Below are 14,669 nucleotides of genomic sequence, written 5' to 3' on the forward strand. Positions count from 1 at the left end.
AGAAAGAAGGGAAAGCGATGCGGTTACGAAAACGGTATGTGTTCGGAGCAAGTATGCTGGCTGGAGCCGGTCTTCTCTTGTTGAAAAACAAGGACAAACGAACTTCGGATCCGTTAAAAGAGTATTTGACGCACTTGGATCAGGACTCAAGTCCAGATGCCGATAAAGATCCGGATGAAGTCGGATTGACAAAACTCGATTCGATTTACCGGGCGGAGTGGCAGGCGAACGGTTATCCGCGTTCGCGAAAAGAACTGGAAGATTTGGAAAAATGAAAAGCGCCGACAATCCAAGAGCGGATTGTTGGCGCTTTTTTTTAGTATGTAAGAGATCCGGCGATGATCAGACCAATCGAAATCGACAGAAACAGTAATAATAAACCGACAGCTTCATTATTGGCATCGATTTCTTTTGTCATACTGATTCGCGGGATGATCAAGTCTGCCAAATAGAACAGGACGATTTGGAAGACGATGGCGAGTGCACCCCATAAGACCATATCGAGGATGCTGACTGAGTTCGTGATACTGGAGTAGAGGACGATCGCAAGACCAAGGATGCGTCCGCCGAATGCATAAACGGCTGCTTTTTTTCCTTGACGGATCAGCTCCATCTCTTTTGATTTGGTCGTCACTTCAAACAGGACGACGCCGATGGCAAGTAAAAGTGTAGCCACTCCGATATACGCAAGTGTTGAGACGAACAGTTCACTGAAGCCCATCTTAATTCCTCCTTAGGAATGATTGGATTTGTTTCGTTCTTTTCGTTGTTGCCAGGCAACGTACCCTTCGAGCATCGCTCCGACTAAAATCCCGGCGGAGACATACAGGTAAAAATTATCTCCGATGAAGCCGAAGAGCAGTCCGAGCAGCAGACCGATGATAATGTAAGGTCCTTTTGTTAATTTCATGATGAATCACCTTCCTCATCATCAAACGTAGCCGATTTTTCCGGATTCGTCCATCCCTAATCGACAGGATGAGTCACAGCGACTTCGAGTTCACGTGTAAAAAGTGTCACCCGGTTGCGCCCATTTTGTTTGGAATGATAAAGTGCGACGTCCGCATCCGTCACAAGTTGCTGAATCTGTGATGTTGATTTCGGGAAATGTGCGACTCCGAACGAAGCTGTCAACGGCAGTTGCGTCCCATTCGACAATTGAAACGGAGACGTCGCAATCCGTTCCCGCAACTGTTCCGCCAACGCCAGAACTTTTACATCCGTCAACTGTTCGACGAGAACGGAAAACTCCTCGCCGCCATTGCGGGAGATGAACCCGGCATCCGTCACTCCGTCCCGCAAACGGGAGGCGAATTGACGCAGGACCTCGTCGCCGGCTTCATGACCGAACGTATCATTAACATGTTTGAAGTGATCGATATCAACCGTTATCAAGGCCACTTCATGTTGCTGTAAAATCGTTTGTTGCTTTAAATCGTCAAAATGGTCCGTAAAAGCACGGAAATTATGTAAGCCGGTCAAAAAATCACGTTGCGCCGTTTGTTGCCATGTTCGCATCGACTGCTTTGTCAAGCGGATATCACGAGTGATGACGAGCGCAAGCCAACTGCTGATGAATGAAGCAGGGAGGACGACGCTAAGTATGTCCATGATGAGTTTAGAATCAGCTAAGACATATATCAAGACGATCCCGTGCAGGACAGTCGCGTACACCGTGACAAGCGTAAAGGTTCGCTTGGAATAGATCGGCAACCACTTGACGAGCAGCGACGTCCCGACAGCAATCAAGGTGATGAACAGTGCCGCGGCATAAGCTGAACTGTTCAGGCTGATGCTGAAGCGGTAGAGGATGATGACGATCGTCACGATCGCCGTCGGTAACGGACCGGCAAAATAAGCGGCAACGATGACAGGAATGTGCCGCAGATCGACTAAAACACCGGGAACGGGCTCAATCGTCAGTTGCATCAGCATCCAGGATAAAAGACTCAAACTGATTCCGTACAAAATGCGGACCGAGCGTTTGGAGTCGACGGTAATCGGATGAGGTGACAGTTTTCCAAGGAGATAAAAACCGCTCATCAATAAAGTCAGGTTATGGAGAAGATCATAAAGAATGGTTTTCAAATTCAGGCACCTTGCTTTCGTATAACAAATCATTCTACCGTTAGAATACGCTATTGACATCAAATAGTCCTTCATCTGCCGAAAAGATTTTCGAAAAAGACATCAAAAAGAAAATGTGTCTATAATGTGAAGTTATAGAACCTATAAGCTGTACTTATAGGTTTAAGGTTTTTGATTGACCATTCATGTATTCAATTGTTAAATGATGAAGAAGCAATTGAAAGCGCTTACTAAAATTTAAAGGGGATTCACCATGGAACTGATTATCATTCTTCTTGCCTTATCTTTATTAATGTTCGTAGCGTACCGTGGTTTTTCAGTCATCTTATTTGCTCCGATCTGTGCTTTGTTCGCCGTCTTACTGACGAACCCGGATTGGGTCTTACCGTTCTTCTCGAACATCTTCATGGAAAAAATGGTCGGCTTCATTAAAGCCTACTTCCCGGTCTTCTTACTCGGAGCCATTTTCGGGAAAGTCGTCGAAATGTCAGGAATCGCTGAATCGATCGCGAAGTCGATCATTCGGATGATCGGAGCGAAACGGGCGATTCTCGCCATCGTGTTGCTCGGCGCGATCTTGACGTATAGCGGTGTCAGCCTGTTCGTCGTCGTCTTCGCCGTCTATCCGTTCGCAGCAAACCTGTTCCGCGAAGCGAATATCCCGAAACGATTGATTCCGGGAACGATTGCCCTCGGTGCATTTACGTTTACGATGGACGCCTTGCCGGGGACACCGCAAATCCAGAACGTCATTCCGACGACATTCTTTAAAACAGATATCTATGCGGCACCAATCATGGGATCAATCGGCGGCTTGATCATCCTGACGGTCGGGATGTTCTATCTTGAATCCCGTAAACGGAAAGCCCATCAAGAAGGGGAAGGCTACGCCGGCTTTGAAGCGACGGCAGCGAGCAGTGCGCCGCAGATGGAATTGAAAAATGAACCGGAACTGACGCTCGAGACGGCACAACAACCGGTTTACCGCCAAGTCCTGGCCTTTGTGCCGTTGATTTTAGTCGCTGTCATGAACAAATACTTTACGCTCGCAATTCCGGCATGGTATCCGGAAGGATTTGATTTCGCAGCAATTGGTCTCGAAGCGTTCGGGAAAATCGAGACGCCGGCCGTCCTTGCCATCTGGTCCGTCCAAATGGCCTTGATCATCGGAATCATTTCCGCGATGCTGTATGACTTCAAAAAAGTCCGGACGAATTTCCAGGCCGGACTGAACCTCAGCATCGGCGGTGCCTTACTCGCCGTCATGAATACGGGTGCCGAGTACGGATTCGGCGGCGTCATCGCCGCCTTACCGGGCTTCAAGACGGTCTCGAACGGGATTTCATCGACGTTCACCGATCCGCTCGTCAACGGCGCGGTCACGACGACGGCCCTTGCCGGGGTGACCGGTTCTGCGTCCGGCGGAATGGGCATCGCGCTCAGTGCGATGTCGGATAAATATACACAAGCGATTACGTCTGGCGGCGTCCTACCGGAAGTCATGCACCGGGTCATCTCGATGGCGTCCGGCGGCATGGATACGTTACCGCATAACGGAGCCGTCATCACGTTGCTTGCCGTCACCGGCTTGACGCACCGTCAGTCGTACCGTGACATCTTTATGATTACGGTTTTAAAGACAGTGACGGTCTTCCTGATGATCGGACTGTACAATTTGACAGGTCTGTATTAAGTGAGTGGGTTAAAAAAAAAGGGGGAAATGAACGATGCAACAGGGGAAAATCTACGATTCATTTACAGAAGCGACAGCTGATATTTTTGACGGGGCGACACTCGTCGTCGGCGGATTCGGTTTATGCGGGATTCCGGAAAAATCGATTGCGGCTCTGCAGGAACAAGGGGTCAAGGATTTAACGGTCGTCAGCAACAACTGTGGTGTCGATGACTTCGGGCTCGGTATCTTATTGCAATCACGCCAGATTAAAAAAATGGTCTCGTCGTACGTCGGAGAAAACAAGACGTTTGAGCAACAGTACTTAAGCCGTGAGATTGAAGTCGATCTCGTACCGCAGGGGACACTGGCCGAACGAATCCGGGCCGGTGGAGCGGGAATCCCCGGCTTTTACACGCCGACCGGTGTCGGAACACCGATCGCGGAAGGCAAGGAACAAAAAGAGTTCGACGGGAAAACCTATCTGCTCGAAGAAGGAATCATCGGAGACTTTGCGCTCGTCAAAGCCTGGAAAGCGGACAAGCTCGGTAATCTCGTCTTCCGGAAGACATCACGGAACTTTAATCCGCTTGTCGCGACAGCCGGGAAAGTGACGATTGTCGAAGTCGAGGAACTGGTCGAAGTAGGTGAACTCGATCCGAACGAGATCCATACACCGGCCGTTTACGTCCAGCGGATCATCGTCGGGACGGACTACGAAAAACGCATCGAACGCCGGACAGTCCGGGAAGCATAAGGGGGAGATATTATGGCAACGTCTAGAGAAATCATTATCAATCGCGCGCTGCAGGAAATCGAGGACGGCATGTACGTCAATCTCGGCATCGGGATTCCGACACTGATCGCCAATGCGATTCCGGATGATATGCATGTCATGCTGCAATCGGAAAACGGGTTGCTCGGGATTGGACCGTATCCGCTCGAGCATGAAGTCGACGCTGACGAAATCAATGCCGGCAAAGAGACGGTCACGGCACAAAAAGGCGCGTCCTACTTCGATAGTGCCGAATCGTTTGCGATGATCCGCGGCGGTCACATTGATCTCGCGATTCTTGGCGGGATGGAAGTCGCCGAAAACGGGGATCTCGCGAACTGGATGATTCCCGGCAAGATGGTCAAGGGAATGGGCGGGGCAATGGATCTCGTCAACGGCGCGAAACGGGTCGTCATCATCATGGAACACGTCAATAAATACGGCGAGTCGAAGGTCAAGACACGTTGTACGTTACCGTTGACCGGGAGTCAAGTCGTCAACCGGTTGATTACGGATAAAGCGGTCTTTGATTTCACGGAAGCCGGGATGGTCTTGATCGAGACGCTCGACGGAATGACAGTCGAAGACATCCGCAACGTGACGGAAGCGAACTTTACGGTCAGTCCGGAACTTGAACGCATCAGCATAGGGGAGTGAGTCAGATGGTCAACGGAGATATCGTCCTCGTGACGGGAGCAGGAAGCGGGATCGGGCTTGAAATTTCAAAAGCCTTCGCTGAAGCAGGTGCGAAGGTCGTCATTACGGACGTCAACACGGAAGCAGCCGAAACAGCAGCGAAGTCGTTACAGGAAGCGGGACATGATGTCATCGGACTGACGCTGAACGTGACGGATGAAGCACAGGTTCAGTCGGTTTTTGCCGAGACGATCAAGCGGTACGGCCGACTTGATGTCCTGATCAACAATGCCGGTTTACAGCACGTCTCACCCATCGAAGACTTCCCGACAGAGAAGTTCGAACTGATGATCAAAATCATGCTGACGGCTCCGTTCATTGCGATTAAACATGCGTTTCCACTCATGAAGGAACAAGGATACGGCCGGATCATCAACATGGCATCGATTAACGGCTTGATCGGCTTTGCTGGAAAAGCGGCCTACAATTCCGCGAAACACGGACTTCTCGGCTTAACGAAAGTGGCGGCACTGGAAGGGGCGGAACACGGGATCACGGTCAATGCCTTATGTCCGGGCTACGTCGACACGCCGCTCGTCCGCAATCAGATGGCGGATCTTGCGAAGACACGCCAGGTCGAACTGGAAAAGGTTCTCGAAGACGTGATCTATCCGCTCGTTCCGCAAAAGCGGTTGCTCGCGGTCGAGGAAATCGCTGACTATGCCTTATTCCTCGCCAGTCGAAAAGCGAAAGGCATCACGGGACAGGCCAATGTCTTAGACGGCGGATATACGATTCAATAAGGGGGAAGTCAGGATGAGTGAACAAGTGGTAATCGTCAGTGCGACACGTACGGCAATCGGCAGTTTTAACGGCAGTTTAAAGGATGTTCCGGCAACAAAACTTGGCGCAACGGTCATCGAAGCGGCACTCGCACAGGCGAATGTCGCACCAGCGCTCGTCGAGGAAGTCATCATGGGCAACGTCCTGCAGGCGGGACTCGGACAAAATCCGGCACGGCAGGCCAGTCTCCTCGCCGGTCTCCCGGAATCGCTCCCGGCGATGACGATCAATAAAGTCTGTGGTTCCGGCTTAAAGGCGATTCACCTCGCGTTTCAAGCAATCAAGTCCGGCGAGGCGGAAATCATCGTCGCCGGCGGGATGGAAAACATGAGTCAGGCACCGTACGTGTTAAGCGGAGCCCGGACCGGCTTACGGATGGGCGACCAGCCGCTTGTCGATACGATCATTAAAGACGGTTTAGAGTGTGCTTTTAACGATTATCATATGGGCATTACGGCAGAAAACCTGGCCGAGCAGTACACGATTTCCCGCGAAGCACAGGATCAGTTTGCAGCAGCCAGTCAACAAAAAGCAAGTCAAGCCATCGAAGCGGATCGTTTCCAAGCGGAAATCACACCGGTCGAAATTCCACAGCGCAAAGGTGATCCGGTTGTCTTCGCCGAAGATGAGTTCCCGCGTGCCGGAACGACAGCGGAATCACTCGCACGTTTGCGTCCGGCTTTCAAGAAAGACGGTACGGTCACAGCCGGCAATGCATCCGGGATTAATGACGGAGCGGCAGCAGTCGTCGTCATGTCGGCCCGAAAGGCAAAAGAACTTGGGCTGACCCCGCTCGTCGAGATCGTTGCCAACGGAACATCCGGCGTCGACCCGAGTATCATGGGGATCGGTCCCGTCAAAGCGGTCGGACAAGCGTTGCAAAAAGCCGGTCTGAGCCTGGACGCGATCGACGTCATCGAGGCGAACGAAGCGTTTGCGGCGCAATCACTTGCCGTGGATGCGGAACTCCAATTTGATCCGGTGAAGTTGAACCGAAACGGCGGGGCGATTGCCCTCGGTCACCCGATCGGCGCCAGCGGAACCCGGATCATGGTGACGTTGATTCACGAGATGTTGCGGACCGGCGAAAGCCATGGTCTGGCGACACTCTGCATCGGCGGCGGTCAAGGAATTGCGACGATCGTCAAGAAGTACGAAGAGTAATTAAAATCGCTTCATCAAAATCTGGACTTCGGTTCAGATTTTTTGTTATTAAAATGGTTTACTTAATTAATGAAATGACGCGGGAAAGAGCGGGAAAGAAAAGAAGCAAACGACATGACAAAAAGAGACAGCTTGCGGTAAAATGAAACACGTTGTAAGGGAGGGTGTCAGATGATTTCATTACAGAATGTCAGTAAAGCTTTTTCCGGACAACCGGTCATCCAGTCCGTCGCCCTCTCGATTGAACAGGGCGAGATTCATGGCATCATCGGTGCGAGCGGTGCCGGGAAATCGACGTTACTCCGGCTGATGAATCTGCTCGAACGACCGGATACCGGTCGAATCGAATTTGACGGGATGGATTTAACGAATCTGTCGAACCGACAGCTGCGGCAGACCCGTCAAAATATCGGCATGATTTTTCAGGACTTTAATCTCGTCGGAAACAAGACGGTCGAACAAAACATCGCCGTTTCGCTTGAACTGTCCGGTGTCAAAAAGCGCGAGCGGACAAACCGGATTGAGGAGTGTCTCCGATTTGTCGGACTGGAGTCCTTTGCCCGAAAGTATCCGTCCGAACTGAGTGGAGGACAAAAGCAGCGTGTCGCGATTGCCCGGGCGCTTGCGAACCGCCCGCGCGTTTTGCTGTGTGATGAGCCGACGTCTTCACTTGATCCGAGTACGACTTCGGAAATCTTACGTGTCCTGCAGAACATCAATCAGGCACTCGGCGTGACGATCGTCCTCGTCAGCCATGAGATGCAGGTGATTCAAAGCATCTGCAACCGGGTCACGGTTATGGCGGACGGCCGGATTGAAGCGACCGTAGCGACTGAACCGGCGGGGATCACGGAAATTACAAGTGATGCCGGCTGGTTCCTGACCCAGTTGACAGAGCGGAGGGATCCACATGCCTGACATCGTGCTCGAATATGCGGCGGAAATCAGACTGGCGATCGGACAAACGTTCGTGATGGTCGGAATCTCGATTCTCGCGGCTCTTCTTCTCGGTTTACCGCTCGGAACCTGGCTTTATCTGTCACGTAAAGGACAGTTGCTGTCGAACCAGTTCGTCTTTTCGATTCTGAATTTATTCGTCAATACAATCCGGTCGTTTCCGTTTTTATTGCTCGTCGTTTTCCTGATTCCGTTTACGCGGTTCATTATCGGGACGGCGATCGGAACAGCGGCGGCGACGGTTCCGTTGGCGGTCATTGCCGTTGCCCATTACTCACGGCTCGTCGAACAATCGTTGCTTGAAGTGCCAAAAGGTGTCATCGAGGCGGCCGTTTCGATGGGCGCCTCGACGCGAGAAGTCGTCCTGAAGTTTTTATTCGTTGAAGCCCGGTCTGGTCTTGTCCTAGGACTGACGACATCGATCGTCAGCTTCATTTCCTATTCGACGATCATGGGGGTTGTCGGGGGCGGGGGGATCGGCGACTTTGCCGTCCGGTACGGCTATCAACAATTTCAGACGGAATTAATGCTCTATATGATTTTAATCATGGTCGTCCTGGTCCAACTGATTCAATTTACCGGAACGACCGCAGCACGCTTGCTCGATAAACGTTAAATGAAAGTAGGAATTCAAGATGAAAAAAATCATGGCAGTACTCAGTGTTGTTGTATTGGCATTAGCCGGATGCGGCAACGCCGATAAGAAGGACGAACAGGAATCGGTGTCAAAAACCGAGACATTAAAAGTCGCGTCACTGATCAAACCGATGACGGAAATTCTCGACCTCGTTAAACCGGAACTGAAAAAAGAAGGCGTCAATTTGGAAGTCGTTGTCCTCAGTGACAACGTGCAGCCGAACAGTGCCCTCGCAGCGAAGGAAGTCGATGCGAACTTCTTCCAGCACGTACCGTACATGGAAGAATTCAACCGCAACAACAAGGCTGATTTAGTGCCGATCAAACCAATCTACTTTGCCAACTACGGTCTTTATTCGAAAGACTATAAAAAGATGGACCAGTTGCCGAAAGGTGCCGTCATTGCCATCGCAAACGATGTCTCAAACATCGACCGGTCACTCGCTCTGCTCGCTCAGCATGATGCGATTCAGTTGAAAAAGAAAACCGGTCCGTACTACACGATGAAAGACATCACGGAAAACAAACGTAACTTTAAGTTCAAGGAAGTCGATTTGCTGATGCTCGCCCGTCTGTATGAGGATGCGGATGCGGTCATCATGACGCCGGCCTATGCTTCACCGCTCGGCCTGACTCCGAAGAAAGATGCCCTTGTCACGGAAGGCGTCGAAAATGACTTCGCCATCACACTCGTTGCCCGGAAGGACAATCAGGATTCGGAAGCGATTCAAAAGCTGGCGAAAGCGATGACAAGTCCGAAAGTCAAAAAGTTCCTCGAAGACAACTATGATGAAACGGCAATTCCTGCCTTTAAATGAGTGTTCGGCTTAAAAAATCAAAACCACGGTTCGCCTGTCTGTTTCAGAGACACGCGATTCGTGGTTTTTTAGTCGTTCTATCATCAGAAATCCGCTCAACGGATCGTCAACTTCTTCGCATAACCGGTTTTCTCCAAAATATCAGTTGTCGGCATCTCGGTCCATTTGGCGACGGGAAGATCTGGATTTTTCTGAAGGAAGTCCGTCATGATCATATAGCCGAGCGTATATTGGGCAAGTGGCGGGATGTCTTTGTCATAGTTGCCGTATCGTAAATCGTATGCATCGACGTTATGGTTGTTGATCTGTGTCAACAGATTTTCGAGCGTATGATCGAGTAACGGTTCTGTCGCTTCCGATTTCCCTTTTGGATAAACCTGTGCAGCAAACATGTCGGCTTCACCTTCTAACATGATGCCATTGAACATCGAGTCGTGCGTGTTGCTTTTAAAAGCAACGGTATGGTGGTACTCATGGGCGACAGCATTGGCAAGTGTATCTGTTGAAAAACCTTTAGCCAGGTAGAGCGTGAACATATCAGTTCCTGAGGCAAAACCGGTGACTCCGCCATGGCGCTTTATCTCGGCCGGATTATGGACATTGTAAGGTGCGACAAAGACCGTCAGCTTATCGGTTCGAGGCAATGCATCAATCGAAGTCTGAAGACTTTTTTTAATCTGTTGCTGAATGGCATCCTGATGTTTTTTCAAGTAGACAATCGTTTTGTTCAGCTCTTCTGCATTGTCGGTCGGAATATCTAAAATCCGCCGGTCTGTATATGTATCTGTCAGTTTTTCTTTTTCGATCCATTTGTGTTTCGTAGCCAACACATGTTTCTCGAACAGGGCCCCATTCTCGGTCGGCTCTTTTAATGTCGCATCGACATACGACTGATAGGCATCGTACAGCGGAATGATTTGAATCGTCTGATGATCTTGTTTGAAGGTCAATTTCTGCGGTTCGGCCTTTTCAGCTTCCGGCGCATCGGTACAGCCTGCAAGCAGACTGGTCAAGGTAGCGGCAAGTAAAAGTCGTTTCATCCAGGTTCCTCCTTTGTCTAAAAAACCATAATTATCCATACGTAAAGTAATTGGTAAAAGTTTCATGATTTCCTCCTAGTCAGATGAACTTATGTTACCGATTACAAAAGAACAGCCCCAAAATGGCAATATTTCGCTATTGAAGGATACGAGAACGTTTTCAGCTAAATTTTCAGAATATTCACCAGATAAACTCCTAGCATGAGGTCACAAACCTATGTTATCCTTTCGGACGAAGTACCTGATTTTGCTCGAGTCAACGAATCAGGTCGTAATTTAATAGTGGAGGTTTCTTATGTCTAAAACAGTTCCAACATCCTTTATCGTCGTCATCGGTATGATGCTGTTTGCCTTGTTTTTCGGGGCCGGAAATTTGATTTTTCCACCGATGCTCGGACAAATGGCAGGTGAGAACGTCTGGATTGCCAACGCCGGATTCCTGGTCACAGGCGTCGGGTTGCCGTTGCTGGCCATCTTGGCATTTGCTTATTCCGGTGAACCGGACTTACGGGCGATGGCGTCACGGGTCCATCCGATCTTTGGTCTTGTCTTTGCGATCATCTTGTACTTGGCAATCGGTCCGTTTTTTGCGATTCCGCGTGCCGGAACCGTTTCGTACGAGATTGGTATCAAACCTTTCTTCGGAGAAGGGGCATCGTCGACACCATTACTGATTTTTTCGATTCTGTTTTATACGGTCGCGTGTCTGTTATCATTGAATCCGACAAAAATCGTCGATGTCGTCGGCAAAATCCTGACACCGATTAAGATCACGTTTATCGGCTTATTGATTCTCGTTGCCGTGGTTAAACCGATCGGAAGTTTTCAGAATCCTTTGACGACATATCAGCACAATGCCTTTTTTAACGGCTTCCAGGAAGGCTATTTGACGCTTGATGCCCTCGGAGCGTTTGTGTTCGGAATCATCATCATTTCGGCGATTAAAGACCAAGGGGTCACGTCGAAAAAACAATTGCTCGTCATTTGTTCGAAAGCCGCTTTGATTGCGGCGAGTTTACTTGCCATCACGTATTCAGCGCTTGCCTTCATGGGCGCATCGAGCATCTCAAAAATCGGTCCATTGACGAACGGAGCGGAAATTCTGTCGGCGGTGTCCGATTATTACTTCGGCTCATACGGTTCGATTTTACTTGGATTGATGATCACGGTCGCGTGTCTGACGACGAGTGTCGGACTGATTACTGCCTGTGCGTCGTTCTTCTCACTGTTGTTGCCGCGGATTTCGTATGTCAAATGGACGATTGGTCTGTCGATCTTCAGTGCACTTGTCGCCAATATCGGACTGACACAGTTGATCGCAATCTCCAAACCGGTTCTGTTGACACTGTATCCGTTAGCGATCTGTCTGATCTTCCTAACGTTCTTACATAACGTCTTTAAAGGAAAACCGGCTGTCTATCAAGGGGCGATGTGGATGACGTTTGCCGTCAGTCTGTTTGACGGACTGAAGGTGGCGAAAGCACCGGTCGAACCGGTCTTGCGTGTCTTTGAAAACGTGTTGCCGTTCTTTTCCGTCGGACTCGGTTGGGTCGTTCCGGCGATTATCGGGGCTGTCCTCGGCGGATTGTTCGGTCGGAAAAAAGCATACCGGACGGAACAGTCACGGGTTGCTTAAATTCAGTTGGTCTGGAAAGAAGCCGTTTCGATTTCGAATCGAAACGGTTTTTTGCGTTTAACGAACAGACCAAAAAGGAATGGCTTAAAATGTAAGCCATTGTTGATACTGTCGTTGAAGAAAGAAAGGATGTTGAACATGTCAGAACGTGTTTTCATTAGTCCGGCGAAGTATGTCCAAGGGAAAAATGTCATTGATCGGCTCGGTACATATGTGAGTCCGATTGGAGACGTGGCCCTAGTGATCGCCGATGATGTCGTTTGGAAAATCGTCGAGGAACGTGTCCATGCTTCATTTTCAGCAGAAGGAATCAAAATTGAAAAAGCAGATTTCAGCGGTGAAGCCTCAAAACATGAAGTCGAACGGATTGCCGCACAAGCCAAGGATGCCGGCGTGAAATTCGTCATGGGGGTCGGGGGCGGGAAGACGCTTGATACGGCAAAAGCCGTTTCGGACGAGTTCCATCTGCCGGTCGTCATCGTACCGACGATCGCTTCGACCGATGCGCCGACAAGTGCACTGTCCGTCATCTATTCGGATGAGGGAATCTTTGAGAGTTACCGTTTTTATAACAAAAATCCGGATCTTGTCTTGGTCGATACAAAATTGATTTCTGAAGCGCCGGCCCGTTTCTTTGCTTCGGGGATTGCCGATGCACTGGCGACATGGGTCGAGGTCCGGAGTGTCATTGCCTTTGGAGGCACGACGATGGCCGGTGGACGGCCGACGATTGCGGCGGAAGCGATTGCGAAACGCTGTGAAGAAGTGTTGTTCGAGCACGGACGTCTCGCCTATGAGTCGGTTCAAGCAAAGGTCGTCACACCGGCGCTTGAAGCTGTCGTTGAAGCCAATACGTTGTTGAGTGGTCTTGGGTTTGAAAGCGGTGGACTGGCGGCAGCACATGCCATCCATAACGGATTCACGGCGCTTGAAGGAGACATTCACCATTTGACACACGGGGAAAAAGTCGCGTTCGGGACGCTCGTCCAGTTGGCGCTCGAAGAACACCCGCAGGAAGAAATCGAACGGTACATTTCGTTCTATATGGATCTTGGACTGCCGGTCACACTGGAAGACGTCAAACTAAAAGATGCTTCACGCGAAGACATCTTAAAGGTCGGTCACGCAGCGACGGCAGAAGGGGAGACAATTCACAGCGGCTTTGATGTAACGGCGGATGAAGTGGCGGATGCCATCATTGCCGCTGACCGCTATTCAAAAGCTTATCAGGCGAAATTGAAGAACTGACGAAACGTTATACCAATGATAAGCAAAAAGGCGATTCTCCCGATTGAAGGGAAATCGCCTTTTTAGTGTAAGAATGGTTCTTATTAATGGACATGCTTCTGTTCCCCATGACAGTACAGCTGATTCTCATGGTCATGCTGAGCGGTCTCAACCTGAATCGTGGCATGAGTAATGCCGACATGTTTTAAGTCGTGGTCCAGTTGTTCCCGGATCGACTCCGATTCACGGACCGTCATGTCGTCTTTGACGACGACGTGGCAGGATAACGCGTTGTAACCGCTCGTAATCGACCAGATATGAAGGTCGTGCAGACCAAGAATCGCTTCGTTCGTTTGAATGGTCGAGACGACCTGTTCGACATCAACGTCGCTTGGTGTACCTTCCATCAAGACGTGGACCGCGGCCTTCGTTACGTAATAGCCGCTGCGCAGAACGAGGATTGCAACGATGATACTGGCGAGCGGATCCGCAATTCCCCAGCCGAAGAACAGGATCAACAGGGCGGCAATGATGGCTCCGATGGATCCGAGCATGTCACTTAAGACATGCAGGTAGGCACCACGCATGTTCAGATTATCTTCGTGCCCGCCGCCGCGCGTCATGATCCAGGCAACGAGTAAGTTCACTAGAAGTCCGAGTGTACTGATGATTAACATCCCGGTCGTTGCGACAGCCGGAGGATCAACAAACCGCTGCACGGCTTCGACAAAAATATAAAGCGAAATGCCGATCAAGGCGACACCGTTAAAAATCGCCGCGAGAATTTCAAAACGTTTTGAGCCGAACGTCTTGTTTGCATCCGGCTTCTGGTTTGAGAAGTGAAAGGCTGCGAGTGCAATTGCAAGTGAAATCGAGTCGCTCAGCATATGCCCGGCGTCCGATAACAAAGCCAGACTGTTCGTCCAAAATCCGCCGATTACCTCGACGATCATAAACAGCGTGATGATGGTGAACGAGAGAAGCAATACTTTTTTATTGTCGGTGTGATGATGATGATCATGATTATGTGCCATAAAGATACCTCCTGATACATTCAAATATCTATTTGAATTATAGAATGCGAAACGTCTGTGGTCAATCGACGTATGTTTCATTTTCCACTGAGAGAAGAGAATGAAACGCGATCATTGGACGATATACGGTTGGATGAGACATA

15 protein-coding genes and 2 pseudogenes are annotated in these 14,669 nt (G+C 50.0%); 12 read left to right on the forward strand and 5 right to left on the reverse strand.

All coding sequences use genetic code 11. The features are described from left to right. Nucleotides 1-17 precede the first annotated feature (17 nt). The gene (locus ABIC15_RS06880) at nucleotides 18-275 is read left to right on the forward strand and encodes a hypothetical protein (RefSeq protein WP_114596135.1); all 258 of its coding nucleotides are present in this window, start codon (nucleotides 18-20) and stop codon (nucleotides 273-275) included. A 41-nt stretch (nucleotides 276-316) separates the two neighbouring features. On the opposite strand, the gene ABIC15_RS06885 is transcribed toward ABIC15_RS06880, so the two are convergent. From ABIC15_RS06885 to ABIC15_RS06895, 3 genes are read right to left on the reverse strand one after another with little or no spacing between them, the layout of a single operon-like run. Next, on the reverse strand, nucleotides 317-721 hold the full coding sequence (locus tag ABIC15_RS06885) for a DUF350 domain-containing protein (protein WP_026828679.1): 405 nt from the start codon (nucleotides 719-721) through the stop codon (nucleotides 317-319). A 12-nt stretch (nucleotides 722-733) separates the two neighbouring features. After that, the gene (locus tag ABIC15_RS06890; protein ID WP_165871658.1) at nucleotides 734-910 is read right to left on the reverse strand and encodes a hypothetical protein; all 177 of its coding nucleotides are present in this window, start codon (nucleotides 908-910) and stop codon (nucleotides 734-736) included. 56 nt (nucleotides 911-966) lie between these two features. Then, nucleotides 967-2,088, reverse strand: coding sequence for a GGDEF domain-containing protein (locus tag ABIC15_RS06895; protein WP_214848457.1), 1,122 nt, complete (start codon nucleotides 2,086-2,088; stop codon nucleotides 967-969). Between the two features lie 253 nt (nucleotides 2,089-2,341). Between ABIC15_RS06895 and ABIC15_RS15295 the strand changes: the two are divergent. The 9 genes and pseudogenes from ABIC15_RS15295 to ABIC15_RS06935 all read left to right on the forward strand — a co-directional run. After that, nucleotides 2,342-2,987, forward strand: a pseudogene (locus tag ABIC15_RS15295) (GntP family permease); the annotation flags it as partial. A gap of 86 nt (nucleotides 2,988-3,073) precedes the next feature. After that, nucleotides 3,074-3,781, forward strand: a pseudogene (locus ABIC15_RS15300) (GntP family permease); the annotation flags it as partial. A 34-nt stretch (nucleotides 3,782-3,815) separates the two neighbouring features. Further along, nucleotides 3,816-4,517 (forward strand): CoA transferase subunit A, encoded by a 702-nt coding sequence (locus tag ABIC15_RS06905; protein WP_214765091.1) that lies wholly within the window; start codon nucleotides 3,816-3,818, stop codon nucleotides 4,515-4,517. A gap of 12 nt (nucleotides 4,518-4,529) precedes the next feature. Next, nucleotides 4,530-5,192: a 3-oxoacid CoA-transferase subunit B gene (locus ABIC15_RS06910; RefSeq protein ID WP_354020186.1), complete on the forward strand. Its 663-nt coding sequence runs from the start codon at nucleotides 4,530-4,532 to the stop codon at nucleotides 5,190-5,192. A 5-nt stretch (nucleotides 5,193-5,197) separates the two neighbouring features. After that, nucleotides 5,198-5,974: a 3-hydroxybutyrate dehydrogenase gene (locus ABIC15_RS06915; protein WP_026828674.1), complete on the forward strand. Its 777-nt coding sequence runs from the start codon at nucleotides 5,198-5,200 to the stop codon at nucleotides 5,972-5,974. A gap of 13 nt (nucleotides 5,975-5,987) precedes the next feature. Then, on the forward strand, nucleotides 5,988-7,178 hold the full coding sequence (locus tag ABIC15_RS06920; protein ID WP_354020188.1) for an acetyl-CoA C-acetyltransferase: 1,191 nt from the start codon (nucleotides 5,988-5,990) through the stop codon (nucleotides 7,176-7,178). A 171-nt stretch (nucleotides 7,179-7,349) separates the two neighbouring features. Beyond that, nucleotides 7,350-8,096 (forward strand): methionine ABC transporter ATP-binding protein, encoded by a 747-nt coding sequence (locus ABIC15_RS06925; RefSeq protein WP_354020189.1) that lies wholly within the window; start codon nucleotides 7,350-7,352, stop codon nucleotides 8,094-8,096. Beyond that, nucleotides 8,089-8,751, forward strand: a complete 663-nt coding sequence (locus ABIC15_RS06930; RefSeq protein ID WP_318930153.1) for a methionine ABC transporter permease — start codon at nucleotides 8,089-8,091, stop codon at nucleotides 8,749-8,751. Before ABIC15_RS06925 ends, ABIC15_RS06930 begins: the two co-directional genes overlap by 8 nt. A gap of 19 nt (nucleotides 8,752-8,770) precedes the next feature. Then, nucleotides 8,771-9,589: a MetQ/NlpA family ABC transporter substrate-binding protein gene (locus ABIC15_RS06935; protein WP_354020191.1), complete on the forward strand. Its 819-nt coding sequence runs from the start codon at nucleotides 8,771-8,773 to the stop codon at nucleotides 9,587-9,589. A 95-nt stretch (nucleotides 9,590-9,684) separates the two neighbouring features. Here ABIC15_RS06935 and ABIC15_RS06940 read toward each other — a convergent pair whose 3' ends face one another. Then, nucleotides 9,685-10,629, reverse strand: coding sequence for a DUF2268 domain-containing putative Zn-dependent protease (locus tag ABIC15_RS06940; RefSeq protein WP_167315840.1), 945 nt, complete (start codon nucleotides 10,627-10,629; stop codon nucleotides 9,685-9,687). 295 nt (nucleotides 10,630-10,924) lie between these two features. Here ABIC15_RS06940 and brnQ point away from each other — a divergent pair, with 295 nt between their 5' ends. Then, nucleotides 10,925-12,265 carry a branched-chain amino acid transport system II carrier protein gene (gene brnQ, locus ABIC15_RS06945; protein ID WP_354020193.1) on the forward strand — a complete coding sequence of 447 codons (1,341 nt, stop codon included), beginning with the start codon at nucleotides 10,925-10,927 and terminating at the stop codon, nucleotides 12,263-12,265. Nucleotides 12,266-12,403: 138 nt separating this feature from the next. Further along, the gene (locus tag ABIC15_RS06950) at nucleotides 12,404-13,513 is read left to right on the forward strand and encodes a glycerol dehydrogenase (protein WP_012370081.1); all 1,110 of its coding nucleotides are present in this window, start codon (nucleotides 12,404-12,406) and stop codon (nucleotides 13,511-13,513) included. Between the two features lie 83 nt (nucleotides 13,514-13,596). On the opposite strand, the gene ABIC15_RS06955 is transcribed toward ABIC15_RS06950, so the two are convergent. Beyond that, a complete protein-coding gene (locus ABIC15_RS06955) occupies nucleotides 13,597-14,526 on the reverse strand; it encodes a cation diffusion facilitator family transporter (RefSeq protein ID WP_012370082.1) in 930 nt (309 codons plus the stop codon). Between the last annotated feature and the right edge of the window lie 143 nt (nucleotides 14,527-14,669).

Source organism: Exiguobacterium sp. PvP048 (assembly GCF_040549175.1).
Lineage (GTDB): Bacteria > Bacillota > Bacilli > Exiguobacteriales > Exiguobacteriaceae > Exiguobacterium_A > Exiguobacterium_A artemiae.